Source organism: Nocardioides sp. JCM 18998, assembly GCF_055391535.1.
The window spans coordinates 2,269,261-2,293,822 of record NZ_AP043886.1 but is presented as its reverse complement, the minus strand read 5'-3'; the positions used below and the strand labels follow the sequence as shown (position 1 = coordinate 2,293,822).

Below are 24,562 nucleotides of genomic sequence, written 5' to 3'. Positions count from 1 at the left end.
GGTTCGCCGCGCTGACGTCGGATGCCGACCGGCCGCGCTGCCCATAGACACGACTCATCCACGCCGCAGCGCCGGGAAGGACGCACGAGGAGCATGACCGATCGCGACCAGCCGGCCGCGACACCGACACCGACGGTGCGGGCCGTCACCCTGCTCGTGAAGTTCGGGCTCGAGGTGGGCATGGTCGTGGCGCTGGCGTACGCGGGCAGTCGACTCGCCTCCGGGCCATGGGGTGTGCTGCCGGCGATCTGTCTGCCGCTGCAGGCGGCGGTGGCGTGGGGGCAGTGGGCGGCGCCGCGCTCGTCGCATCGGCTTCCGACGCCGGCGCGCATCCCGCTGGAGATGGCGATCTTCGCCATCGCCGCCCTGTCCTTGGTGGCGACCGGCCATCCGGTCACGGGCATCGGCTTCCTCGCGCTGGCGATGATCAACGCCGCCCTGTTGCCGGCCTTCGACCAGTCGGAGGCATAGGGCCGACGCCCGCGGCGAGGATCGCATCGAGCTGGCCGACCAGCACCCGCCAGCTCTCCTCGCTCGCAGGTTCGCTGTGCGCGAAGGCGCCGGCGAGCTCGAGGCTGACGTAGCCGTGGATGAGGCTGCCGAGCAACCGGGTCGCGTGCACCTCCCCGTCCGTATCGAGCGAGCGGTGGGCGAGGGCGGCGCGCGCCAGGTCCGCGTGGCGGCGGCCCGCCGCGACGGCCGACGATGCGGCGGCACTCTCGTCGTCGACCGGTACCGGCACCCGGGTGGCGGCGTAACGGCCGGGGTGGAGGCGGGCGTACGAGCGCCAGGTCTCCGCATAGGACGCGAGCGCCTCCACCCCATCAGAACCCGCCATCGCACCCTCAGCAAGATGCGCCGACTCGGCGAGGGCGAGGGCGGTGATCCGCAGGCGCAGGACCGCGTTGCCGTCGACGTACGTGTAGAGGCTGGGCGCCCGGACGCCGAGCCGGCGCGCCAGCGCCGAGACGCTCACGGCCTCCAGCCCCGCCGAGTCGGCCAGGTCCGCGCCCTCGGCCACGACCCGCGCCAGGCTCAGCCCCGCTCGCACCATCACGCCCTCCGCCAGATTGCCTAATACCATTAGGAAACCTAGCATCGACGGCATGGACCCGGTCACCGAGGCGCAGTTGCGCAAGGCGTTCGTCAACCTCTCCAAGGGCGAGGCGAGCCGGGTCAACGTGCCGGTCGACCTGGGCGAGCAGCCCTGGGACGACCTCGACTACCTCGGCTGGCGCGACCCGAAGGCGCCACAGCGGGCGTACCTCGCCGTCGAGCACGAGGGTGAGGTCCGGGCGGTCGGGCTGCGGCTGTCACAGGACGCCCGCGGGCCGCGCAAGACGATGTGCTCGCTGTGCCTGACCGTCGGCGACGTCGCCCTCATGGTCGCCAACCGCGCAGGCCGCGCCGGCCAGGCGGGCAACTCGGTCGGCACCTACATCTGCGCCGACCTGGCCTGTCCGCTGTACGTGCGGGGCAAGCGCAAGGCGGCCACCCCGATCACCTATGAGACGCTCAGCGTCGAGCAGAAGATCGAACGCCTCGGCGCCAACCTCGACGCCTTCGTCGCTCGGGTGATGCACCCAGCCTGATCCGGCGCGACCCTCCGGCAAGATCCCCCGGCAAGATCCTCCGGCGCGAGCCGATGGCCCTCGTCGAGGCGGCGCCGGTTAGGGTGCGATGACCGACCGCCGCCAGGGCCGGGGGTCCGCGACGGAGAGCACCATGACGCAGCAGCAGAGCATGCCGCAGGCACACGAGGACATCGCCCGGCTGCTGGCCTCCGCGAACGGCATCCGCGCGGTCTACCAGCCCATCGTCGAGCTCGCCAGTGGCACCACTGTCGCGTACGAGGCACTCGCCCGCGGCCCGCAGGGCACCGACTTCGAGCGCCCGGACCGCCTGTTCGCAGCCGCGGCCGCCGCCGGCCGGCTCACCGAGCTGGACTGGGCCTGTCGCACGGCTGCCCTGACCGGCGCCGACGCCGCCGGTCTGGCCGGCCCCTTCGCGCTGTTCCTCAATGTCGAGCCGGGTGCGCTCGGCAGTGGCGCGCCCGCCACCTTCACAGCCGTGGTGGAGCGGCTGGCGGGCCGGCTGCCGGTCGTCGTCGAGTTCACCGAGCGCGCCCTGACGCGCGACCCGTCCCGGCTCCTCGCCGCAGCAGAGGCCGCCCGTACGCTCGGCTGGCGGGTCGCGGTCGACGACATCGGGGCCGAGCGGGCCTCCCTCGCACTCATGCCGTTCCTCGCCCCCGACGTGCTGAAGCTCGATCTCCGGCTGGTCCAGCAGCGCACCACGGTCGAGGTCGCCGAGGTGGTCTGCGCGGTCAACGCCGAGGCGGAGCGCACCGGCGCGGTGGTCCTGGCCGAGGGCATCGAGACCGAGGAGCACGCCCGCCTCGCCGTCGAGATGGGCGCACGCCTCGGCCAGGGCTGGCTGTACGGCCGACCCGGTCAGCTGCCCGCGCAACCATCCGCCGCTGCCAGCCGCGCCGCCGACGCGCTCGGGCGCCCGACGGAGCAACCGCGCGTGGACACCCCGTACGAGCTGGTCGCGCGGTCCCGTGCGGTCCAGCGGGCGACCAAGCCGCTGCTCATCGCGATGAGCAAGCACCTGGAGCGGCAGGCGCTCGCGCTGGGCGGCCCGGCGGTCGTCGCGGCGACGTTTCAGCACGCGCGCCACTTCACCCCCGCCACCGCCCGCCGATACGCAGTCCTCGCCAACTCCGCCGAGCTCGTGGTCGCGCTCGGCCAGAACATGCCTGCGGCGCCATCGGCGGGTGTGAGCGGAGGCTCGCTCGACCCGGCCGATCCGGTGGTCGACGAGTGGACGATCGCGGTGGTCGGACCACACTTCGCCGGCGCCGTCATCGCCCGGGACCTGGGCGACGAGGGCCCCGACGACACCCGACGCTTCGACTACGTCGTGACCTACGACCGCGAGCTCGTCCTCGCTGCCGCTGCCGCCCTCCTGCGACGCGTACGACCCGCCGGATAGCTCCGGGCAGCCTCAGCCGCCGCGATTCTCCGCGGCGCGACGCTCCAGCAGCGCCCGCTCGCCGGCGTTGCGGGTCCGCGCCGCCGCCGCGGCGAACGCCTCGGCCGCCTCCGGATGACGTCCTGCCCGCTCGAGCAGATCGCCGCGGACGCTCGGGACGAGCGGGGACTCCCCCAGCGCGTCCGGCGCCACCGCGCCCAGCACTTCGAGACCGGCGTCCGGCCCGAAGGCGCGGCCGTGCGCCACCGCGCGGTTGACCTCCACGACAGGTCCGGGGGCGGCCTGAGCGAGGACGTCGTACAGCCGCGCGATCCGACGCCAGTCGGTCTCCGCGGCATTCGCCGCGACCGCGTGCCGAGCGGCGATCGAGGCCTGCAGGAAGTACGTTCCGACGGGCGTCCCGCGCGCGGCCAGCGCCTCCGCGGCACGCAGCGCCGCCAGCCCGCGGTGGATCATCAGCTGGTCCCAGAGCGATCGGTCCTGGGCCTCGAGCAGCACCGGCTGACCGGTCTCGTCGAGCCGGGCCGGGATGCGGGAGCCCTGCAGCTCGAGCAGCGCCTGCAGGCCCAGTACCTCCGGCTCGTCCGGAGCGAGCGCGGCGAGCATGCGGGCCAGTCGGTTCGCCTCGGCGACCAGGTCGGTGCGCACCCACGTGTCGCCCGCGGTCGCGGCGTAGCCCTCGTTGAAGATCAGGTAGATCACGGCCATCACGTCGTCGAGCCGGGCGGTTCGCTCCGCTCCCGTGGGCAGCTCGAACTCGGCCCGCGCCTCGGCCAACGTCTTCTTCGCCCGCGAGATCCGCTGGCCCATCGCCGTCTCGGCGACCAGGAAGCCGCGGGCGATCTCGGCGGTGCTCAGCCCGCCGACCAGGCGCAGGGTCAGCGCGGCGCGCGACTCGGGTGTCAGCGCCGGGTGACAGGTCAGGAAGATCAGCCGCAGGACGTCGTCCTCGATCTGGTCGACCTGGTCGTCGAGGTCCATCTGCTCCCCCGGGTCACGCACCAGGGCGCGACCGAGCTCCTCGGTCTTGCCACGGAGGAGGTCGGCACGCCGGAGGTGGTCGATGCCGCGACGCTTCGCGGCGGTCATCAGCCAGGCGGCCGGGTTGTCCGGTACGCCGGCGGCGGGCCACTGCTCCAGCGCAGCGACCAGCGCGTCCTGGGCGAGGTCCTCGGCGAGGTCGATGTCGCGCGTCATCCTCGCCAGAGCGCCGACGAGGCGGGCCGACTCGGCCCGCCACGCGGCGGTGATCGCCTCGATGCTCGCCTCGGCGCTGGCGTCTTCTGACACGCGGTCAGCGTAGCCAGCGCCGAGGCTCGGGGGTCTCGACAGGCTCGACCTCCGGGGCTCGACCTCCGGGGCTCGGGGTCTCGACAAGCTCGACCTCCGGGGCTCGACCTCCGGGACACTCGACCTCCGGGGCTCGGGGGTCTCGACAGGCTCGACCTCCGGGACGCTCGACCTCCAACGGCGAGACCTCAGGCGTCGGCGGGCTCCGGCGGGGCGTCGGAGATCTGGCGCAGCGTGGAGACCATCCGGCACGCGGGCCAGTGCTTCGCGTGCAGCTCGGCGAACTCCTGCGAGCCGGCGATCGCCTCCTCGAGGGTGTCGTACTGCATGATCGCCCAGCCGCCGACGACCTCCTTGGCCTCGGCGTACGGGCCGTCGACACGGGTCGTCGCGCCGTCGCGGACGATGAAGTTGACGGCGTCCTCGGTGCCGTAGAGGCCACCGCCGTCGAGGAAGATGCCCTTCGCGGCCTGCTCCCCGATGTAGACGTCCATCGCGTCCATCAGCGCCTGGGTCGGCGCGCCCTGGCCCTCTTCCATCCTCACGAATCCCATGAAACGCGGCATCTCGATCAGTCCTTCTCGGTTGGTGGAGTTGCTCTCTCGTACATACGTCGAACAGGCGCGGGCGATTTCGACATCGCTTCGTGAGAATTCTTCTCCGACCGCTCCCCGGCGATCCAGCACCGCCGTCAGCGAGACGGCGCGTCCCCGCTCAGCGTCTCCCTCGCAGCGTGCAGCATGGCGAGCGCCCGGGGGAAGTCGTGCAGCTCGTCGCCCAGCAGGTCCAGCGCCGGCACCAGCGAGCGAGCGGGTACGGACCGCGCCTCGAGGATCTGGGCCGTCCAGGTCAGGAAGTCGAGGAAGAGCTCCGCGTCGTCGACGTAGAGCGCCGCCGCCAGGAACTCGACGGTGTGGGCGACGTCCTCGGCGGTGTGCTGGCGCTGCAGCTCGGTGTAGGAGCGCATCGCTGGGATCCGCTCCTCCAGCCCCGCCATCACGGCGCGCACCAGCCCGACGGCGCCACGCGTCACCATCGTGTACTCCTGGTCCAGCAGGTGCGGGAGGTCGTCGACCGGCTGGTGGACCGCGACCGGGCGCGGCAGCGGCTCGGCGAGGCGCTCGGCAGCGCTCCGGGCGTCCGGCGCCCAGGCCTCGGCGCCCAACGGCGCGGCCCACTGCCCGTGGGATCCGAAGGCCGAGCCGCCGACGATCACCGGCGTACCGGCGCTCTGGCAGGCGGCGATGGTGGCGTGGGCGACCGGCAGCCGGGTCGGCAGCGATCCCGAGAGCGCCACCACGTCGGGACTGGTCCGGTGCAGGTGGGTGATCAGATGGGAGGTCGGGACCTGGGCGCCGAGGTAGTCGACCCGGAAGCCGCGCAGGGTCAGCACCTCGGCGAGCAGCCGTGCCGGCAGCGCGTGCCACTCCCCGTCGACGCAGGCCACCGCCACCCGCGCCCGGGTGACCTCGGGGCGCGGGAGCCGGGCGGCCAGGTGGACGATGACCCGCTCGTTGATCGCGGTGGCGGCGTGCTCCTGGGCGACGCTGATCCGGTTCAGCGACCACTCCATGCCGACCCGGCGCTGGGTCGCGCCGATGACGTCGAGCAGGATCGCCTCCGGGTCGACGCCCTCGGCCAGGGCGGCCACGACGTCGATCGCCCCGTGCTCGTCGCCGGCGAGCACGGCCTGCCACAGGCGCTCGGCGTGCTCGGCCGCCACGTCGTACGCCGCGTCGCCCGCGTCGTCCGCCGCCCGCGTGTGGGCGCGGTCGGCATCGGTCTGAGCCATCTCTCGTTGCCTCCGGTCAGGCCCGCGTGCGGGGTGCCGTGATGGCCAGGATCGCCATGTCGTCGTGCTCGGAGCGACCCAGCCACTGGGTGGCCACCATGAGCACCCGCTCGACCACGGCCTCGGCGGGCAGGCCACCGCACTCGCCCAGCAGGCGTTGCAGCCGGCCCTCGCCGAACAGCTCGCCGCCCATCGGGCCCCCGCGGGCCTCGACGATGCCGTCGGTGTAGAGCAGGCAGGTCTCGCCGGGCGCCAGGAGGACCTCGACGGTCTCGAACACCGGCTCGGGCATCACCCCGATGACCGGTCCGCTCCCGAAGATCTCCTCGACCCGACCGTCGGTCCGCACGAGGAGCGGGGGCAGGTGACCGGCGCGGGTCAGCCGCAGCCGGAGTCCCCCGTCCACGCTCCGGGCCGAGGCGAGGACGAGACTGGCGAAACGGGTCTCGTGCGAGCCCAGAAGGGCGGCGTTGAGCAGCGCGAGCATGCGGGCGTGGTCGCCGGCCATCGGGAGCAGCGCCTGCATGGTCGTACGGATCTTGCCGGCCAGCACGGCCGCCTCGAGACCCTGGCCGCACACGTCGCCGAGCAGCGCCAGCGTCCCGGCGTCCTCGGTCTCGTGGACGTCGTAGAAGTCGCCGCCGAGGCGCGCGGTCTCCTGGGCGGGCCGGTAGACCCCGGCGAAGTCGATGCCCTGGGCGCGGCGCAGCACCGGGGGCAGGAGTTGGGAGGTGAGCACGTCGGTGATCGAGCTCTGCTGCTCGAAGAGACGGGCGGACGACAGCGCCGCGCCCACACGCGCGGCGAACAGCCGAGCGACGGACTCCTCGTCCTCGTCGAAACCGGCCCGGTCCGCACGGCGCAGCAGCACCAAGGCTCCGGCCGGAACGCCGTGACCAGGCAGTGACGTGACCACGATCGGGCCGGCGTCGCCGAACCCCTCGGGGATGATCCACGGCTCGAGCCCGACCGGATCGATCCAGCGCGACGGCACCGGCGGGAAGCCCTGCAGCGCCTCGGCCAGCCCCGGCACGTCCTCGGGCCGGATGCGGAGACTGAAGGTGCGCGGCTGCTCGCCGCGCCGGCACAGCACGGCCTCGTGCATGCCGCGGGCGGCCGGGGCGAGGATCCAGGCGGCGTCCGCGAGCCGGCTGGCCGCCAGCTCGGCGGCGACCTCCATCGTCCGGGCCGCGTTGAGGGAGCTGAGCAGGGCGTCGGAGGCGGCGTGCAGGAACGCGGTGCTCTCCCGCTCACGCCGCAAGGCCTCGCGGCTGGCATGCAACGACGTGGTCTCCTCGAGCCACCACGTCACCGCACCGCCCTCGGCCGGGACGGGCACGGCGCGGAAGCGCTGCGCGCCGACGGCGCCGGAGGCGACCTCGACGGACGTGCCGGACTGCAGGGCCCGCCCGGCCTCGGCGAGCCACGTCGGCACACCGCGGTCCAGCCGGTCCCCCGGCACGACGTGGGGGAACAGCGCTCGCCCGGCGCGGTTGAGACCGAGCACGGACCCGTCCTCGGCGACGGCGATCGCGACGCTGGGGGCTCCGTCCCAACCCTGACCGAGGGTCGTCAGACCTGCCTCGGAGGGGGCGGGATGGGTCTGCATGCGGTCTACCGTCTCTTCCTGAGCCGGCCTCGCGGGGAGGCGCGACACGCATCGTGGGCGTTGCCTCCCACGCTAATACAGGGTTGTTCACGCTGGCGCCACGGGCGCTGGCCGACCGCGGCGCTCAGCGCCCGCACGAGCCCAGCACCCGGGTGATCGCGTCGCGCTCCGCGGCCGTCACCCACAGCCCGTAGGCCCGCTTCACCGCCACCTGACGCGCGACGTACGCGCACCGGAACGCCTTGTTCGGCGGCAGCCAGGTGGCGGCGTCACCGTCGCCCTTGGAGGCGTTGAGCGCGCCGCTGACCGCGAGCAGCTCGCGCGGGTCGTTGGCGAACGCCTGCCGCTCCTGCGCCGTCCACCGCTGGGCGCCCTTCTGCCAGGCGTCGCCGAGCGGCACGACGTGGTCGATCTGCACCGCGAGGCTGGTGCCGACGCCCCGGACGAAGGCGATCGCTGTCGCGCCGTAGGGGTCCGCGAGGGCACCGGTGAGGACGACACAGCCGTGCGTGCGCGCATCGAGCTGCACGTCGGTCAGGTCGCGGCGAAGGATGTCGTTGCGGGTGTCGCAGCCGTTGTGGCCCCACTGGTCGTCGGTGTCGTCGCTCCACGCCGGCCCGAACGCGTCCCGGTCGTAGCCCGTCATCGGGGCGCGACCCCTCACTGCGAGCGTCGCCAGCTCGGCTCGCACCGCTGTGACATCGACCGGTGGCACGCGCACCGGCGCGGACGGCGCACCGCTCGATCGCTCGGGCACCGGGACGGGCGTCGCCTCCGGGGTCGCCAGCGTGCACCCGCCCAACAAGAGGGCCGGCAGGAGGGCCAGCAGCAGCGCGGACAGCAGGGCCCGGAGCGGTCGGGGCATGTCGCGCAGGCTGCCAGCGAGCACCGACAGTCCGGAGGTCACCGCCCCAGGATCACGAGCCGGCATCCGTCGGCGACGGAAGTGGCGATGTCGTGGGCGTCTCGCTCGGCGCGGGCGTGGCCGTCTCGGTGGGTTGCGCCGTCGCGGTGGGCGACGGGGTGCGGGTCGGGGCGGCCGTCCGGCTGGCGGACGGCGAGGTCGTGGGGGTCACCCGCGAGGACGCCGCCGACGACGGGGAGACCGCCGAGCTCGGCGCGGCGGTGTGCGTCGGCGAGGGCGAGGCGGTCGGGGAGGCCGACGGGGTGATCGTCTGCTCCGGCACGACCACCGTCGGCCCGGAGGTGGCTGCCGCGTCGGGCCGCACGAAGAGGTAGAGCACCAGGACCGCGACGAAGAGGCCGGCGATGATCCAGGTGGAGCGGCGCGGCAGGTGCGCGCGGAGATGATCGACCAGCATCAGTCGCTCCCGGTCGGCTCGCCGGTGCTGATCTCGGCCTGGAGGATGATCCCCTCGGAGGCCAGCGTGCGGGTGATGAGCAGCCGCATCGTGCGGCCGACCTCGAACTGCCGGCCCGGCAGGGTGCGTGCCACGACCCGTACCTGGAACTGGTCGACCTCGATCGACTCCACGCCCATCACCGAGGGCGCGTCGAGCAGCAGGTCGTGCAGCGAGGGCTCCGCATACGCGATCTCGCAGGCCGCGCGCAGCACCGAGAGGACCCGGTTGACGTCCATCGTCGCCGCGACGGGCACGTCGATGACGGCACGGGCCCAGTCGCGCGAGAGGTTGGTGATCTGGGCGATCTGGCCGTTGGGCGTGATCACGACCTCGCCGGTGTTGGTCCGTACGGTCGTGGTGCGCAGCGAGACGTTCTCGACCGTGCCCATCACGGGCACCCCGAGACCGACGACCGAGACGCGGACCAGGTCGCCGAAGCCGTACTGCCGCTCGGCGACGAGGAAGAAGCCGGCCAGCAGGTCCTGCACGATGCGCTGGGCACCGAAGCCCAGCGCGACGCCGGCGACGGTCGCGACCGGGACGAAGGCGGCGAGCGCGACGCCGAACTTCTGCACGATGAGGATGCCGGCGACGACATAGACGACCACCACCAGCGCCCAGGTGACCACCTGGGAGAGGGCGCGGCGGTACTTGTCGTCCTCGGAGCGGACCAGCGAGCCCTGCGAGGCCCGGCGCGCCTCGGACTGGTCGGTGGCGACGTCGCTGAACCAGCGGACGAAGCGCGCGAGCAGGATCGAGCCGAGGACGAGCAGCACGATCTCCAGACCGTTGCCGCGCGACCAGCGCCCGAAGTCGTGGATCGGCGTTATCGCCGACATCGCGATCACTGCGTCACCCTCGACGATCGGGTACGTCAGGCGTTCTCGTGCGTGTCGGCGTCCGTGCTCTCTGCGCTCGGCGCGGAGCCGTAGACGCCCTGCTCGTCGGCCTTCTTCACCTTCTTCAGCTGCTTGCTGAAGCTCCAGCCGAGCAGCCCGATGGCGACCGCGAGGAGGATGAAGACCGTGAACGCGACCCAGCCGGCCTTCACCGAGTCGTCGGTCGGCGACGGGTCCGTCGCCACGAGCGAGATGAACAGGGGAAGCATGTCGTCAGTCTCTCACTCGAGGGTGATGCCGGCGAAAAGGTCGTCCTCGGGCACCGAGGTCTCGACGAACGACTTCACCAGCTCGTAGTCCTCGGTCGGCCAGGCCTGCTTCTCCAGCTCGTGCGGGGTGGCGAACCACCACGAGTCCGGGTCGATCTGGGTGGCGTGCGCGAGCAGAGCCTGGTCGCGCACCCCGAAGTAGTCGGCGCACGGTACGTGCGTGGTGACCCGGGCGTCCCACGCGTCGTCCTTGGTCCACTTCTCCAGCCGCTCCGCGTAGTGCGACTCGAGGCCGTGCTCGACCATCGCCCGGTGCAGCGCGACGGCCTTCGGCCGGTTGAAGCCGTGGTGGTAGTAGAGCTTGAGCGTCTGCCACGGCTCCCCCAGCTCCGGGTGGAACGTCGGGTCGGCAGCGGCCTCGAAGGCGAAGACCGAGACCTTGTGGCAGGCGATGTGGTCGGGGTGGGGGTAGCCGCCGTTCTCGTCGTACGTGGTGAGGACGTGCGGCTTGAAGGAGCGGATCAGGCGGACCAGCGGCACCGCCGCCTCCTCCACCGGGACCAGGCCGAAGCAGCCCTCGGGCAGCGGCGGCAGCGGGCCGCCCTCGACCTCGGGCTCGGGCCAGCCGGAGTCGACGAAGCCGAGCCAGTCCTGGGTGACGCCGAGGATGTCGCGGGCCCGCTCCATCTCCTGGCGGCGAATCTCGTGGATGTTCTCCAGGATCCCGGGGCGGTCCATCTTCGGGTTGAGGATCGAGCCGCGCTCGCCGCCGGTGCAGGTCACCACGTGCACGTCGACGCCCTCGGCGACGTAGCGCGCCGTCGACGCCGCGCCCTTGCTGGACTCATCATCGGGGTGGGCGTGCACGTGCATGAGGCGGAGACCGGTACGGGGCTGCACGGTGTCCTGGGGGCGCTGCGACATGACTCGATCCTAGGGTCAGGGCCACCGAGGGGCCGCAGCGAGCGTCGCCATGCACGTGCGATGGCAAGGCGGAGGAGGGAGCCGAGCCGGAGGTCCGGCGACTGACGACAACGCAGCCAGGGTGCGTGCAGGGCGGCGCGCAGCCGGCCCGCTTCGTGGTCCTGACCCGTTGGATGTGAGGATGGGCGCGTGACTGAGCAGCATCCCTCCGGGCCATCCTCGGCGCAGCATCAGCCGGCCCGGATCGCCCAGCGGTACGGCGGCGGCAGCGCCTGGGGGCGCAACGCGATGCTCATCGCGGGCGCCGTGATCGTGGCTGGCCTGATCGGCTGGTTCGTCTGGGCGCTGTGGCTGCACAGCCACCCCAAGGTCGCCTCCTCGATGGAGAGCTGGGAGCTGCAGGGCGACAACGCGGTCAAGATCACCGTCGACGTCCACATCTACGACGCGACCGTCCGGCCGATCTGCACCGTGCTCGCCTATGCCGAGGACCACTCCACCGTGGGCGAGCACAGCTTCACCCCGATCGCCGGCCGGCAGACCTTCACGCTGCGCACCGAGCGGCAGCCGACCTCGGTCGACTGGCAGGGCTGCACGGCCAAGGGGCAGCGCGACGCGCAGTAGTGGTCCACGGGTGGCGTGCCGTGGCTTCGCGGCTCGCACCGGCGGGTGGTCTCGACAGGCTCGACCACCGGGACAGGCTCGACCTCCGGGACAAGCTCGACCCGGGGCCGAAATGCGAAGAGCGCCGCGCCCGGTGGCCGGGCCGGCGCTCTTCGCGTCGTGCTGAGGTTCAGTCCTGGAACGGGACGACCTTCAGGACCTCGACCTTGAGGGTGCGCCCGTTGGGTCCCTCGTACGAGACGGTGTCGCCGGCGGTCGAGCCGAGCAGGGCAGCGCCGATCGGCGACTGGGCCGACGAGATCTCCAGCCCGCCGGCGAAGTCCTTCATCTCGATCGAGGCGATCAGGCGGGTCTCGGCCTCGTCGTCGTCATCGCCGTCGAACTTGAAGGTGACGACCTGGCCGGGGCCGACCACGGCGCCGGACGGCTCGGTCGTGTCGGCCTGGCGCAGCAGGACCTCGAGCGCCTGGATCTCGCCCTCGAGCCGGCCCTGGGCCTCGCGAGCGGCGTGGTAGCCGCCGTTCTCCTTGAGGTCGCCCTCGTCGCGGGCAGCACTGATCTCGGCGACGATCTTGGCGCGCTGAGGACCCTTCTTGTCCTCGAGCTCGGCGGTCAGCTGGTCGAACGCACCCTTGCTGAGCCAGATCGTGGCGGCTGCTTCGGTCATCGAGTTACTCCTGAGACATGCGGGGTCGTGCAGAACAATCCGACGAGTTTACCAGCGCTTCACGCGCAGGTGGGTGAAAGTGCGCTGGTCAGGCCGTCGTCGTACGGCGCGCCGATCACTCACTCGGCGCTGGCGCCAAGCCCGTTCCTCGCTTGGCGCTGTCACTCACTTGGTCGCCTCGACCCGGTACCCACTCTCCTCCAGGAGATCCATCAGCGCCGTCGCGTGCGTGCGGCCACGCGTCTCCAGCTGCAGCAGCACCTCGACGTCGCCCAGGGTCAGGCTCGGGTCGGCCCGGCCGTGGCTGACGTGGACGACGTTGGCTCCCGCCTCGGCGACCAGGGCGGTCAGCCCGGCGAGCGCTCCGGGGGCGTCCGGCAGCACGATCCGCAGCACCAGGTAGCGGCTGTCGGCGATGAGACCGTGCCGGATGACCTTGGTGAGCAGCAGCGGGTCGATGTTGCCGCCGGAGAGCAGCACCGCGACCGGGCCCTCGAAGGCGTGCGGGTCGTCGAGCAGGGCCGCGACGCCGACCACGCCGGCCGGCTCGACGACCAGCTTCGCGCGCTCCATCAGCGCGAGCAGCGCCCGCGAGATCGACTCCTCGCTGACCGTACGGATCTCGTCGACGTGCTCGCGGATGATCGAGAACGGCAGTGTGCCGGGCACACCGACAGCGATGCCGTCGGCCATCGTCCGCATCGCGTCCAGCCCGATCGGGCGACCGGCCGCCAGCGAGGGCGGGTACGCGGCGGCGCCCGCGGCCTGGACGCCGATCACCTTCACGTCGGGGTCGCGGGCCTTGATCGCGCGCGCGACACCGGCGAGCAGGCCTCCCCCGCCCACGGGCACGAGCACCGTACGGGCGTCGGGGATCTGGTCCAGGATCTCCAGCCCCACGGTGCCCTGCCCGGCGATCACGTCGGGGTGGTCGAACGGGTGGATCAGCACGGCGCCGGTGCGCTCGGCGCGCTCCCTGGCGGCGGCCAGGCAGTCCTCGACGGTGCGACCGGCGAAGATCACCTCGGCGCCGTAGCCGCGGGTGGCCCGCTCCTTCGGGATCGGGGCGCCGTCGGGCATGAAGACGGTCGCGCTGGCGCCCATCAGGCCGGCCGCGAGGGCGACGCCCTGGGCGTGGTTGCCGGCGCTGGCCGCCACCACGCCGCGGGCCCGCTCGGCGTCGGTGAGGCGGGCGATGCGGACGTACGCGCCGCGGGACTTGAAGGACCCGGTGCGCTGGAGGTTCTCGCACTTGAGCAGCACCGGGGCGCCGACCAGGTCGGAGAGCCAGCGCGAGGTCTCGACGGGCGTCTCGATGACGACGCCGCGCAGCAGCTCGCGGGCCGCCTCGATGTCGGCGAGGTCGGGGTGGATCGGCTCAGACATGGGTCTCCTCATCGTCCGCCAGCGGCCCGGGATCGGGATCCTCTCCCGCGAGATGGAGGCCGACCGCGTTGACCGCGGCCGCCAGCGGGACGGCGACCAGGGCGCCGGCGACTCCGGCGATCAGGACGCCGGCGGCGATCGCGATGATCACCGCGAGCGGGTGCACCGAGACCCACCTGCCGAGCAGGAAGGGCTGCAGGCCGTGGGCCTCCAGCTGCTGCACCAGGATGACGCCGCCGAGCATGAAGAGCGCGGTGACCGGGCCGTGATCGACGAGGGCGACGAGCACCGCGACCGTACCGGCGATGGTGGCCCCGATCAGCGGCACGAACGCCCCCAGGAAGACCAGCACGCCGATCGCGGCGACGAAGGGGACCTGCAGGATCGCGGCCACGATCATGATGCCGATCGAGTCGACGGCGGCGACGATGACCGTCGCCCGGACGAACTGGGTCAGCGAGGTCCACGCGACCCGGCCGCTGCTGTCCACCCGGCTGCGGGCGGCGCGCGGGGTGAGCCGGACGACCCATGACCAGATCCGGTCGCCCTCGGCGAGGAAGAAGAACGTCGAGAAGAGGACGATGAACAGCCCGGCGACCACGTCGGCCGCGACGCCACCGACCTCGCTGACGCGGCCCAGCGGGTTGGTGGAGCCGGCCTTGGTGACCTCGGCCTGCAGCCGGTCGATCCAGCCGTTGATCTGGCTGTCGCTGGCGTGCAGCGGCCCGTTCTTCAGCCAGCGCCGGATCTCGTCGAGACCCTTGACGGTCTGGTCCGCGAGGTCGCTGGCGCCGGTCGCGACCTGGTGCCCCGCGTAGAAGAGCAGCAGCCCGACGATCAGGATGACCGCGATCACCGCGAGCAGCGAGGAGAGGCCGCGGGGCAGGCCGATGCGCACCATGCCGGTGACGGCCGGCACCACCAGGGCGGTGATCAGCATCGCGATCACGACCGGGATGACGATGACCTCGAGGAAGCCGAGCACCCGGAACAGGGCCCACCCGGCCGCGGCGATCACCAGCAGGCGCCAGCCCCACGAGGCGGCCAGGTCGATGCCGTACGGGACCTCGACCTTGCGGTGGCCACTCGGTGCCGCCACCGGCACGGCCGGGGCGAGCTGGGCCTGGCGCTCCTCGCGGAGGTTGGCCCACTGGGTGTACAGCCGCGCGGCGAGCCGGTCGGTGCGGTCCCGCTCGCGCGCCGCGCGGGCGCTCGCCGCCTCGACGGCCGGGCCGTCGGGGCGCTCGGGGTAGTCGGGATGATCGGGCTGATCAGAGGCGGCGGCCGACTCGGGGGTGGTCTCGTCGGGCGCCTGATCGGGCTGTGCCGGATCCTCGGCACCGTGCTCGTCGGTCACGTGCCGAGCCTAGCGGCGGGCCGTCGGGCGCTGGTTCATCGAGGTATGCAGGCGAACCCGCACTTCCCGTGCGGAACTCACCGTGGGAAGTGTCGGCTGAGCTGCATACCTCGACGAACCGACACCGGGCTCACCCCAGCGCACGCTCCAGATCCGCGATCAGGTCCCCGACCGTCTCGATGCCGACGCTGAGCCGGATCAGGTCGCCGGGGACCTCGAGCTCGGTGCCGGCGACGCTGGCGTGGGTCATCCGGCCGGGGTGCTCGATCAGGCTCTCCACGCCGCCGAGCGACTCACCCAGGGTGAAGACCTCGGTCGCCGCGCACACGTCGAGCGCCTTCTGCTCACCCGCGCGGACCCGGAAGCTCACCATGCCGCCGAAGCGCTTCATCTGCTTGCCCGCGACGTGGTGGCCGGGGTGGGTCTCGAGGCCGGGGTAGATCACGTCGCCGACGGCCGGGTGGGCGCAGAGGAAGTCGACGATCCGCTCCGCATTGTCACAGTGCCGATCCATCCGTACGGCGAGCGTCTTCAGGCCGCGGTGGGTGAGGTAGGCGTCGAACGGGCCGGCGACCGCACCCATCGCGTTCTGGTGGAAGCCGATCCGCTCCGCGAGCTCCAGGTCGCGCACCACGAGCGCGCCGCCGACGACGTCGGAGTGGCCACCGACGTACTTGGTGGTCGAGTGCACGACCACGTCGGCGCCCAGGGCGAGCGGCTGCTGGAGGTAGGGCGAGGCGAACGTGTTGTCGACGACCAGCAGCGCGCCGGCGTCGTGCGCGACGCTCGCCAACGCGGCGATGTCGCCGATGTTGAGCAGCGGGTTGGTCGGGGTCTCGACCCAGACCAGCTTGGTCCGGCCCGGGACGATCGCGCGGGCGACGGCCTCGGTGTCGCTGACCGCTGCCGGCGTGTGCTCGACGCCCCACGGCTTGGCGACCTTGTCGACGAGCCGGAAGGTCCCGCCGTACGCGTCGTCGGGGATGACCACGTGATCGCCGGGCGCGGTCAGGCTGCGCAGCAGGGTGTCCTCGGCGGCCAGGCCGCTGGCGAAGGCGAAGCCCCGCTCGCCCTCCTCCACCGCGGCGAGCGCGCCCTCGAGAGCGGTGCGGGTCGGGTTGGCGCTGCGGCTGTACTCGTACCCGCCGCGCAGCCCGCCGACGCCGTCCTGCTTGTAGGTCGAGCTGGCGTAGATCGGCGGGTTGACCGCGCCGGTCGTCGGGTCCGGCTCGTAGCCGGCGTGGATCGCGCGGGTCTCGAATCCTGCCTTGTCGGCGTGCTCCTGGGCCATGGCGTCGAGACTACCCAGCGCCCTGCCCGGCCCCGCCTCAGACCGAGATGTCCTGGTGCCAGGACTCGGTGACGTAGACGGTGCGCCAGCCCATCGACGCGTAGAGCCCGTCGGCACCGGTCGGGCTGTCGGCGTCGACCTCGAGCCCGACCCGGTCGCCGCCGCGGGCGGCGGTGCCGGCGATGACGCTGTGCAGCAGCGCCTTCGCGACACCGCGGCCGCGGGCGCGACGGTTGACGCCGATGTACTCGACGTAGGAGCCCTCGACGCCACCGGACCCGGCCGGGAGCACCGAGGCGATCAGCGCGCCGGCGGGCTGGCCGTCGACCGTCGCCAGCCGCCAGTGGTCCCACCGGTGGCCCGGCTCCTCGCGCAACCGCGTCACGAACTCCGGGAAGCTCTCCCGGTAGGAGTTGAAGTGGTCGGCGAACGACTCCTCCAGCATCCGGTGGATCGTCTGGAGATCGCTTGCCACCGGGAAGCCGTTGGGATGGATGTCGACCGGGCGTACGACCACCCCCGCGCGCGGCATCGGCAGCGAGGTCCGCTCCTCGGGGCGCACCGGCCGGGTCATCTGCAGCCAGGTCCGGACCTGGCGGTAGCCGGCGCCGGTCAGCCAGCCGCGCTGCTCGGTGTCCTCGGCGAAGGGGCTGGCGTCGAGCTGGGTCTCGTGCAGCCCGCGCATCCGCGCGATCGCCCGCGCCCGCTCCTTCATCCACGCGTACAGGGCCGCGGCGACGTCGGCGGCCGCCGGCGTGGCCCGGTCGACGTACAGGTGCACCAGCGCACGTCCGGCGGCCCGGTCGTGGACGCTGGCCCACGCCCGGATCACGTCGTCCTGGTCGAGCGCGACGATCTGCTGGCGGGTCCAGGAGGCGAGGCCGGCGATCTCGTTCTCGATGCCGACCGGGTCCACCGGCCCCGGCCCCTCGAACCGGGTGCGGTCGTCGTTGCGCAGCGCGACCAGGCGGTCGAGATCGGTCAGCTCGGCCGGACGCGCCGACCAGCCGTCGGGGAGATCGAGGGGGTTCCCGGGAGTGTGGCTCACCACTCCACCCTGCCAAACCGACCCCAGCCGGTGCCGGCCCGACCGTCGGCCGCCGCCCTCGCCGGGTGTGGCGGCCGGCCGGGAACGTCTGGAGTGGCGATGGTGTTGGAGGGGGTGGATCCTGTGTACGGATCCTGAAGGAGGAACCCCATGTTCGGACGTCCCACCTCGCTCCAGCCCGCTGAGCGCACCCTTCCCGGCCGCGAGACGCTCGCCTGGGACCTGCCCGCCAAGCACCGTGTGCTCGGCACCCCGCTGCTCGCCTCCCCCGAGGCCGGGACCGCCCCGGCCGGGTACGAGACCGCGTACTTCGGCCTCGGCTGCTTCTGGGGCGCCGAGGAGATGTTCTGGCAGATCCCCGGCGTCTACGCGACGGCGGTCGGCTACCAGGGCGGCACCACGCTGAACCCGACGTACGAGGAGGTCTGCTCGGGCATGACCAACCACACCGAGGCGGTCCGCGTCGTGTTCGATCCGGCGGTCGTCGACTACGCGGAGCTGGTCAAGCGGTTCTTCGAGGTGCACGACCCCACCCAGGGCATGCGCCAGGGCAACGACGTCGGCACCCAGTACCGCTCGGCGCTGTACTTCCTCTCGCCCGAGCAGGAGAAGGTCGCCCGCGAGCTGACCGAGGTCTACGGCCAGGAGCTCGCGCGCCGTGGCCTGGGTGAGATCACCACCGAGATCCGTGAGGCTCCGGTCTTCTACCCGGCCGAGCCCTCGCACCAGCAGTACCTCGACGCCCACCCCAACGGGTATCGCTGCCACGCCAACACCGGCGTGGCCTTCCCGGCCTGACCGGAGAGTCCACCGAAGTCCCGATCCGGCCCGGCCGTCACGCGTGGCGGCCGGGTTCCGGACCGACTTCGGTGTAGCGCGCGGTCAGTCGACGATCGTGACCGTGAGGACGTTGCCCTCGCGGGCCAGCTTGGTGACCCGCTGGAGCCACCTCGGGAGCAGCTCGCGGCCGGCCGGGCTCGGCACGAGCCGCACGTCGTTCACCCGGTAGCGGCGACCGCGGTGGACGACCGTTCCCCCGTCCGCGGCGAGCAGGTTGCGGACCCAATCGGACTCCAGGCCGTAGCCGACCAGGAACGCGAAGCCGCCCGGGCGCTCCACGCATAGCACCGGCGTCCGGTAGGGGCGGCCCGACTTGCGCCCGACGTGCTCGATGATCGCGTGGCCGGGGATCCGGCCGGCCCAGCGGCGCTGGATCGGGTTGGTGACACGCCGGTTGAACGCCGCGAGCGCGCGGGGCAGATGCATGCTCCCTTTCTACTCCGCTCGCCCAGGCCGCACCCGCGATCAGGCCGAGATCGGCTTGCCGAGTCCCTCGACGATCTCGACGCCGGGCAGCGAGGCGAGCGCGGAGCCGGGCAGCAGGAGCTTGGAGCGGCGCAGGCCGGAGCCGATCACGACCCGCTCGACGGTGAGCAGCCGGGCGTCCACCAGGACGCGCCAGCCAGCCGGGAGGCCGACGGGCGTGATGCCGCCGTACTCCATCCCGGACTCCTCCACCGCGCGGTCCATCGGGAGGAACGACGCCTTGCGGACGTCCAGCAGCCGCTTCACCAGGCTGTTGATGTCGGCGCGCGAGTCGGCCGGGACGACGCAGGCGGCGATCCGCTCCTCGCCGTTGCGCGAGCCCGCGACCAGGACGCAGTTGCCGGAGCCCTCGGCGGGCAGGTCGTACGCCTCGGTGAGCGCGGCCGTGTCCGCCAGGCCCGGGTCGATCTCGATCACCGCGACCGACGCGACGTCCGGCCAGGCCGGGAGCGCGCGGGCGGTCGGCTCGGCGACCAGCTCGGGGTGGTCGGCGGCGGGCAGGCTGGTCAGGTCGGCGAGGGTGGGCAGCGACATGCCACCGATCCTGGCACTCCCCCGATGGGGTCCGGGAACCGCCTCGCGTTCAGGCGTTCTCGCGCCAGATCGCGACGTTGAGGACCGTCGCGAACCCGCACCAGGCGGCGTACGGCGCCAGCGCCCAGCCCGCGGAGCGCTGCACGCGGCCGCTGCGGAGCGCGAGGTCGCCGCTGCTCGCCGCGAGCGCTGCCGCGACGCCGACCGCCGGCCCGATCCGGTGCGCCTTGAAGAAGACCCAGGTCCAGGAGGCGTTGAGCGCGAGGTTGATCGCCAGCGCCCGCCGGTAGCTGCGCGCGACGTCGGGCTCCGCGCTCTCGAGGGTGGCCGTGGCCGCGCCGGCGATGGTCGCGTACAGGCCCGTCCACACGACCGGGAAGGCGACCGGCGGTGGCTGGATGGCGGGCTTGCGCAGGGTCCGGTACCAGCGACTCGAGGTGTCCTTGCTGGCGAGGCTGCCGAGGAGCGCGGTGCCGACCACGGCGCCGCCGACCCCGGCCAGGGTGCGACTGATCATGCCGCCCTGTAACCAGGAACGGCGCCCTTCACCAGAGGCCGAGCAGCTCGCCGCCGATCCGGACGATGAAGCCGCCGACCACGAGCAGGAAGAAGATCCGTACGAACGCGGTGCCGCGGGCGACCGCGATCCGGGCGCCGAGGTAGCCGCCGATGATGTTGCAGCCGCCCATCACGAGGGCGAGTCGCCACAGCACCGCACCCTGCGGGATGAAGACCACGAGCGCCGCCAGGTTGGTCGCGGCGTTGGCCATCTTCGACTTCGCCGAGGCCTCGAGGAACGAGTAGCCGAGCAGGCCGACCAGCGCGATCACGAAGAACGAGCCGGTGCCGGGCCCGAGCGCGCCGTCGTAGAACCCGATCGCCGCGCCGATCGCCATCGCGATCACCAGGTGTCGCCGCGGCTCGTGTCGCAGCACCGTCTCCCCGCCCAGCGTCGGGCGGAACCACACCCACGTCCCGATCACGATCAGCGCGACCAGCACGATCGGCTTGAACGCCGACTCCGAGATGTGGGTCGCGACCTCCGCCCCCGCGGCCGAGCCGACGAAAGCGAAGATCATCAGCGGGATGAAGGTCTTGGGATCGGGCCGGACGCGGCGGTAGTACGTCGCCGCGCTGGTCGTCGTCCCGCAGATGGAGGCCATCTTGTTGGTCGCCAGCACCTGCACCGGCGCGTACCCCGGCAGCCCCAGCAGCAGGGCGGGGAGCTGGATCAGCCCACCGCCACCGACCACGGCGTCCACGAAGCCCGCCGCCATCGCCGCCATCGCGAGCAGCAGGACGGTCGACAGATCAGGCACCCGCAGAGGCTACCGATGCCGGCCGGCGCCCCGGGTAACACGGTGTCCACTCGGGTAGCAGCGCGACGCAACGCGCTGCTACCTCCGTGAACATCGTGTTACCCACCGAGCGACCACCCGATCAGCCGGCCCAGAAGCCCCGGCCCCAGCCTCCGAACATCTCGCCCGCGGAGCCCTGCGGGCGGGACCGCGAGCCGAGGTACGAGCCGACCACGGCCGCACCGAGATCGTCGAGCTCGGGCGCGATCACCTTCCCGTCGACCCGCTTGGCCATCGACTCGATGAAGCGGGCCAGACCGGGGTCCTCGCCGAGACGGAAGAACGTGGTCTGCGCGCCGAGACGCCCGGCGTTGTCGAGCTCCCGGACGGCGTACGCGATGGTCAGCGGGTGCGGCGGGTAGGAGAACCAGACCTCGCCGTCCGGCTCCAGGTGGGACGTCGGCTCGCCGTCGGTGACGATCAGCAGCACCGGCTGCGCGTTGGGGTGCTTGCGGAAGTGCCGGTTCGCCAGCAGCAGCGCGTGGTGGAGGTTGGTGCCCTTCGCGTAGCGCGCGTCGAGGGCGGTGAGCTCCTCGATCTCCATCACCTGAGCGGCCCGCCCGAAGCCGATCAGTTGCAGGTGATCGCCGCGGAAGCGTGACCGGATGAGGGTGTGCAGCGCGAGTGCCGTCCTCTTCATCGGCACCCAGCGCCCGTCCATCGCCATCGAGAACGACGTGTCGACCAGGAGCGCCACGCACGCCTGGGTGCGGGACTCGGTCTCCTGGACCTCGATGTCGTCGAGGGTGAGCCGGTCGCCGCCGCGCAGGGCGCGGTTGAGCATCGTACGAGGGATGTCCCACGGCTCGGTGTCGCCGAAGGACCACCGGCGGGAGGCGCCGGACAGGTCGCCGGCCGCGCCGGCCGTACGCAGCTCGCGCTGGCCCTGCCGTCCCGACATCCGTTGGGCGACGTCGCGCAGCAGGGCCTTGCCGAGCTGGCGCATCGCCTTCGGGGTGAGCCGCAGGTTGCCGTCGGAGCCCCGCTCGAGCTGGCCGGAGTCGCGCAGCGCCTGCTCGAGCTGCTGCAGGGTGCGGGCGTCGACCGCGGCCGAGTCCCCGAGCTGGCGGGCCAGCGCGTCGAGGTCGACGTCGTCGAGCATTCCTCTGTTCAGACCGGCGCCGCGCGATCCCGAGAGCTGCTCGGAGAGCCGGTCGAGCTCGGCGAGGTCCTGGAGCACGCCGGTCCCGTCGCCCAGTCCCAGGGACGAACCCTGTCCCGAGCCTCCGAACTGCTCCGAACCGCCCCAGTCCTCACCGGGGCGCAGCGACTGCAGGTTGCCGTCGAGCCGGTCGAGCGCCTCCATGAGGGAGGGCGATCCGAACGCCTGGGCAGAGAGCTCCATCAGCTCGGCGCGCTGCTCCGGGGTCATCGAGTTGAGCATCCGCTGGGCGGCCGCGGCGCGCTGGGCGAGCGCATCGAGCAGCTCGTCCACGTCCTTCGGACGCCCACCATCAGGCGCGGTGAAGAACTCTCCATGCTTTCCCATGAACTCCGCGAAGTCCTCTGGGGTGTCCTCGCCGCGACGGTGCTTCTCGAGCAGCCCGTTGAGGTCCTCGAGCATCTCGGCGACGGCGGCGCGATCCTCCTCGGTGGCGCCCTCGAGCGCCTGCTTCATCCCGGCGAAGCGCTGGTCGAGCAGCTCGCGCCCCAGCAGGTCCTTGATCTCCTCGTACGCCTCGCGGGCCTCGCGGGACCTCCAGTCATAGGAGCCCAGCTCGGAGACAGCGGCGGCGGTGTTGGGTGGCAGGTTATTGAGCTGCATCTCGCGGAGCATCGCGTCGTCCGCGTCGAGGGTGGTGTCGCGTGCGATCTGGCCGCGCTCGGCCAGCACCGCCTTGTCGAGCAGCTCGCGGACCTGCTGCATGGTGCCGTCGAGGTTGTGCCGCTGGAGCAGCTCCTGGCGACGCTCGGCGACCCGGCGGGCGAGGTCGTCGAGCCCCGCCTGGCTCTGCCCGCCGCGGCGCAGGAACTCCTGCAGCGCGCGCTCGGGCGAGTAGCCCGCCATCACGTCCTCGCCGATCGCGTCGAGCGCCTCGGCGATGTCGACCGGCGGGGCGAGCGGGTCGCCGCCGGCGTACCTCTTGTATCTCATGCCCGCACCACCTTCGCCCCGGCGCGCAAAGCGCGTGGGATCTCCGCGACCTCGTCCACCCGCTGCGCCAGCGCGGCGACCGCGTCCTCGGCCGCACCGGTGTCGACGCGCAGCCGGTACGTGATCCCGGTCGAGGTCCAGTCCTCGTCGAAGCCCCCGTCGGCGTGGACCTCCACCCCGTCCACGGGCACGCCGAGCGGCGCCGCCTCGCGGTAGGTGTCGTTGAGCACGCACAGGGCGACGGCGAGGTGCAGCGCCTGGCCGCCGTTCTCGACCGGCCCGGCCGAGACGCCCGCCTCGGTCCACGCGTGCCGCAGCGTCACGCCGCCGTCGGCGCGCAACGAGCCGGCGGAGACCGTGACAGCGAACGGGGAGGTCTCAGCCATAGACGACCTCGTCGCCGTCGGTGTCCTTCCCGATCCGACGGGCGAGGTAGAGACCCTCGAGGGCGAGCTCGAGCGCGCCGGCACGCTCGCCGTCGTTGGTGGCCTCCAGGCGGGCGCACACCTCGTCGTACAGCTCGGACTCGCCGAGGGCCGGCAGGCCGGTGAGGAAGTCTCGGGCGGTGACCTGCTCGCCGGTGGTGATCATCTGACCGTTCTCGACGGCGGCGACCAGGAGTCCGAAGTCGATCCCGCGCAGGCGGGCCCGGCAGGTCTCGGCGGTGGCGGTGCGGAGCAGGTGGGTCAGGACCTCCTGCTCGCGGCCTTCCTCGCCGGTCTCGAACTCGATCTTGCCGCCGAGGACGTCGACAGCGGTCTGCAGGTCGACGACGCGCGCGACCGGCAGCTCCTCGCCGCGCCGCGTCGCGCGGTGGAGGGCGGCCGCGGCGATGGTCTCGGCCCCCGCGATTGCGAAGCGGGCGCTGACGCCGCTGCGCTGGTCGACGGCCGAGGAGTCGCGCAGGTTGCGGGTGAAGCGGGCCAGGATCTCCAGGAGGTAGTCGGGCACCTCGGCGACCAGCTGCGCCTCCTGCCGGATCACCGCCATCTCGGCTTCGAGCTCGAGCGGGTAGTGCGTGCGGATCTCGGCGCCGAAGCGGTCCTTCAGCGGCGTGATGATCCGCCCGCGGTTGGTGTAGTCCTCCGGGTTGGCGCTCGCCACCACCAGGACGTCGAGCGGCAGCCGGAGCACGTAGCCGCGGATCTGGATGTCGCGCTCCTCCATCACGTTGAGCATCGCGACCTGGATCCGCTCGGCGAGGTCGGGCAGCTCGTTGATCGCGACGATGCCGCGGTGGCTGCGCGGGATGAGGCCGAAGTGGATCGTCTCCGGGTCGCCCAGCGAGCGGCCCTCGGCGACCTTCATCGGGTCGACGTCGCCGATCAGGTCCGCGACGCTGGTGTCCGGGGTGGCCAGCTTCTCGGAGTAGCGCTCCGAGCGGTGCTTCCACGCGACCGGGAGGTCGTCGCCGAGCTCCTCGGCCCGACGGCGGGAGGCGACGGTGATCGGCTCGAGCGGGTCCTCGCCCAGCTCGGAGCCCTCGATCACCGCCGACCACTCGTCGAGCAGGCCGATCATGGTGCGCAGCAGCCGGGTCTTGCCCTGGCCACGCTCGCCGAGCAGCACGATGTCGTGACCGGCGATCAGGGCCCGCTCGAGCTGCGGGATGACCGTGCTCTCGAGCCCGTGCAGCCCGGGCCACGGGTTCTCGCCGGCCCGCAGCTTGGCGAGCAGGTTGTCACGGATCTCGGTGCGCAGCGGCTTGACGATGTATCCGGCGGCCTTGAGCTCGCTGACGTTCTTGATGGTGGGAGCAGCACTCACACCAACACGCTACTCAGGGCCACAA

27 protein-coding genes are annotated in these 24,562 nt (G+C 72.6%); 5 read left to right on the top strand and 22 right to left on the bottom strand.

The features are described 5' to 3' along the window. The first annotated feature begins 93 nt into the window (after positions 1-93). Entirely contained in the window at positions 94-471 is a 378-nt protein-coding gene (locus ACZ5L9_RS10695) for a YrdB family protein (protein ID WP_464527477.1), read from the top strand. Here the strand turns inward: ACZ5L9_RS10695 and ACZ5L9_RS10690 are convergent. Beyond that, complete coding sequence (locus tag ACZ5L9_RS10690) at positions 428-1,054, bottom strand: TetR-like C-terminal domain-containing protein (RefSeq protein WP_464527475.1); 627 nt, start codon at positions 1,052-1,054, stop codon at positions 428-430. The two genes, ACZ5L9_RS10695 and ACZ5L9_RS10690, sit on opposite strands and share 44 nt — an antisense overlap. Positions 1,055-1,106: 52 nt before the next feature. Between ACZ5L9_RS10690 and ACZ5L9_RS10685 the strand changes: the two genes are divergently transcribed. Further along, positions 1,107-1,592: an FBP domain-containing protein gene (locus ACZ5L9_RS10685; protein WP_464527473.1), complete on the top strand. Its 486-nt coding sequence runs from the start codon at positions 1,107-1,109 to the stop codon at positions 1,590-1,592. Between the two features lie 133 nt (positions 1,593-1,725). Then, positions 1,726-2,997 (top strand): sensor domain-containing phosphodiesterase, encoded by a 1,272-nt coding sequence (locus tag ACZ5L9_RS10680; RefSeq protein ID WP_464527471.1) that lies wholly within the window; start codon positions 1,726-1,728, stop codon positions 2,995-2,997. Between the two features lie 12 nt (positions 2,998-3,009). Here ACZ5L9_RS10680 and ACZ5L9_RS10675 read toward each other — a convergent pair whose 3' ends face one another. From ACZ5L9_RS10675 to mca, 9 genes are all read right to left on the bottom strand, one after another. Then, positions 3,010-4,287, bottom strand: a complete 1,278-nt coding sequence (locus ACZ5L9_RS10675; RefSeq protein ID WP_464527469.1) for an RNA polymerase sigma factor — start codon at positions 4,285-4,287, stop codon at positions 3,010-3,012. A 188-nt stretch (positions 4,288-4,475) separates the two neighbouring features. Continuing rightward, entirely contained in the window at positions 4,476-4,826 is a 351-nt protein-coding gene (locus ACZ5L9_RS10670; RefSeq protein WP_464536847.1) for a YciI family protein, read from the bottom strand. Positions 4,827-4,978: 152 nt separating this feature from the next. Next, entirely contained in the window at positions 4,979-6,079 is a 1,101-nt protein-coding gene (locus ACZ5L9_RS10665) for a cobalamin B12-binding domain-containing protein (RefSeq protein ID WP_464527467.1), read from the bottom strand. A 16-nt stretch (positions 6,080-6,095) separates the two neighbouring features. Next, positions 6,096-7,688 carry a PP2C family protein-serine/threonine phosphatase gene (locus tag ACZ5L9_RS10660; RefSeq protein WP_464527466.1) on the bottom strand — a complete coding sequence of 531 codons (1,593 nt, stop codon included), beginning with the start codon at positions 7,686-7,688 and terminating at the stop codon, positions 6,096-6,098. A 124-nt stretch (positions 7,689-7,812) separates the two neighbouring features. After that, positions 7,813-8,595 carry an HNH endonuclease family protein gene (locus tag ACZ5L9_RS10655; protein WP_464527464.1) on the bottom strand — a complete coding sequence of 261 codons (783 nt, stop codon included), beginning with the start codon at positions 8,593-8,595 and terminating at the stop codon, positions 7,813-7,815. Between the two features lie 10 nt (positions 8,596-8,605). Next, positions 8,606-9,010, bottom strand: a complete 405-nt coding sequence (locus ACZ5L9_RS10650; RefSeq protein WP_464527463.1) for a hypothetical protein — start codon at positions 9,008-9,010, stop codon at positions 8,606-8,608. Continuing rightward, a complete protein-coding gene (locus tag ACZ5L9_RS10645) occupies positions 9,010-9,891 on the bottom strand; it encodes a mechanosensitive ion channel family protein (protein WP_464527461.1) in 882 nt (293 codons plus the stop codon). The genes ACZ5L9_RS10650 and ACZ5L9_RS10645 overlap by 1 nt, the downstream gene beginning before the upstream one ends. A gap of 35 nt (positions 9,892-9,926) precedes the next feature. Continuing rightward, positions 9,927-10,160: a hypothetical protein gene (locus ACZ5L9_RS10640; protein ID WP_464527459.1), complete on the bottom strand. Its 234-nt coding sequence runs from the start codon at positions 10,158-10,160 to the stop codon at positions 9,927-9,929. Between the two features lie 12 nt (positions 10,161-10,172). Next, positions 10,173-11,084 carry a mycothiol conjugate amidase Mca gene (gene mca / locus ACZ5L9_RS10635; RefSeq protein WP_464527457.1) on the bottom strand — a complete coding sequence of 304 codons (912 nt, stop codon included), beginning with the start codon at positions 11,082-11,084 and terminating at the stop codon, positions 10,173-10,175. Between the two features lie 189 nt (positions 11,085-11,273). On the opposite strand from mca, the gene ACZ5L9_RS10630 reads away from it, so the two are divergent. Then, positions 11,274-11,708 (top strand): DUF4307 domain-containing protein, encoded by a 435-nt coding sequence (locus ACZ5L9_RS10630; RefSeq protein WP_464527455.1) that lies wholly within the window; start codon positions 11,274-11,276, stop codon positions 11,706-11,708. Positions 11,709-11,877: 169 nt separating this feature from the next. Here ACZ5L9_RS10630 and greA read toward each other — a convergent pair whose 3' ends face one another. The 5 genes from greA to ACZ5L9_RS10605 all read right to left on the bottom strand — a co-directional run bounded on the left by greA (position 11,878) and on the right by ACZ5L9_RS10605 (position 17,457). Then, positions 11,878-12,375 (bottom strand): transcription elongation factor GreA, encoded by a 498-nt coding sequence (gene greA, locus ACZ5L9_RS10625; protein WP_464527453.1) that lies wholly within the window; start codon positions 12,373-12,375, stop codon positions 11,878-11,880. Between the two features lie 165 nt (positions 12,376-12,540). Next, positions 12,541-13,761: a threonine ammonia-lyase gene (ilvA, locus tag ACZ5L9_RS10620; protein WP_464527451.1), complete on the bottom strand. Its 1,221-nt coding sequence runs from the start codon at positions 13,759-13,761 to the stop codon at positions 12,541-12,543. Continuing rightward, a complete protein-coding gene (locus ACZ5L9_RS10615) occupies positions 13,754-15,118 on the bottom strand; it encodes an AI-2E family transporter (RefSeq protein WP_464527449.1) in 1,365 nt (454 codons plus the stop codon). The genes ilvA and ACZ5L9_RS10615 overlap by 8 nt, the downstream gene beginning before the upstream one ends. Positions 15,119-15,248: 130 nt before the next feature. Next, positions 15,249-16,409, bottom strand: coding sequence for a cystathionine gamma-synthase (locus ACZ5L9_RS10610; RefSeq protein WP_464527447.1), 1,161 nt, complete (start codon positions 16,407-16,409; stop codon positions 15,249-15,251). A gap of 37 nt (positions 16,410-16,446) precedes the next feature. Beyond that, positions 16,447-17,457, bottom strand: a complete 1,011-nt coding sequence (locus ACZ5L9_RS10605) for a GNAT family N-acetyltransferase (RefSeq protein ID WP_464527445.1) — start codon at positions 17,455-17,457, stop codon at positions 16,447-16,449. A 150-nt stretch (positions 17,458-17,607) separates the two neighbouring features. On the opposite strand from ACZ5L9_RS10605, the gene msrA reads away from it, so the two are divergent. Further along, entirely contained in the window at positions 17,608-18,255 is a 648-nt protein-coding gene (gene msrA / locus ACZ5L9_RS10600; protein WP_464527443.1) for a peptide-methionine (S)-S-oxide reductase MsrA, read from the top strand. 84 nt (positions 18,256-18,339) lie between these two features. On the opposite strand, the gene ACZ5L9_RS10595 is transcribed toward msrA, so the two are convergent. The 7 genes from ACZ5L9_RS10595 to ACZ5L9_RS10565 form a co-directional block, all read right to left on the bottom strand. Continuing rightward, positions 18,340-18,723 (bottom strand): nitroreductase family deazaflavin-dependent oxidoreductase, encoded by a 384-nt coding sequence (locus tag ACZ5L9_RS10595; RefSeq protein WP_464527441.1) that lies wholly within the window; start codon positions 18,721-18,723, stop codon positions 18,340-18,342. 39 nt (positions 18,724-18,762) lie between these two features. Then, positions 18,763-19,317, bottom strand: a complete 555-nt coding sequence (locus ACZ5L9_RS10590; protein WP_464527439.1) for a YbaK/EbsC family protein — start codon at positions 19,315-19,317, stop codon at positions 18,763-18,765. 49 nt (positions 19,318-19,366) lie between these two features. After that, entirely contained in the window at positions 19,367-19,834 is a 468-nt protein-coding gene (locus tag ACZ5L9_RS10585) for a TspO/MBR family protein (RefSeq protein WP_464527437.1), read from the bottom strand. A 28-nt stretch (positions 19,835-19,862) separates the two neighbouring features. After that, positions 19,863-20,636, bottom strand: coding sequence for a sulfite exporter TauE/SafE family protein (locus ACZ5L9_RS10580; RefSeq protein WP_464527435.1), 774 nt, complete (start codon positions 20,634-20,636; stop codon positions 19,863-19,865). A gap of 121 nt (positions 20,637-20,757) precedes the next feature. Next, entirely contained in the window at positions 20,758-22,770 is a 2,013-nt protein-coding gene (locus ACZ5L9_RS10575) for a vWA domain-containing protein (protein ID WP_464527432.1), read from the bottom strand. Next, positions 22,767-23,156 (bottom strand): OsmC family protein, encoded by a 390-nt coding sequence (locus ACZ5L9_RS10570; protein ID WP_464527430.1) that lies wholly within the window; start codon positions 23,154-23,156, stop codon positions 22,767-22,769. The genes ACZ5L9_RS10575 and ACZ5L9_RS10570 overlap by 4 nt, the downstream gene beginning before the upstream one ends. Next, on the bottom strand, positions 23,149-24,537 hold the full coding sequence (locus ACZ5L9_RS10565; RefSeq protein ID WP_464527427.1) for a MoxR family ATPase: 1,389 nt from the start codon (positions 24,535-24,537) through the stop codon (positions 23,149-23,151). Before ACZ5L9_RS10565 ends, ACZ5L9_RS10570 begins: the two co-directional genes overlap by 8 nt. Positions 24,538-24,562: the final 25 nt, after the last annotated feature.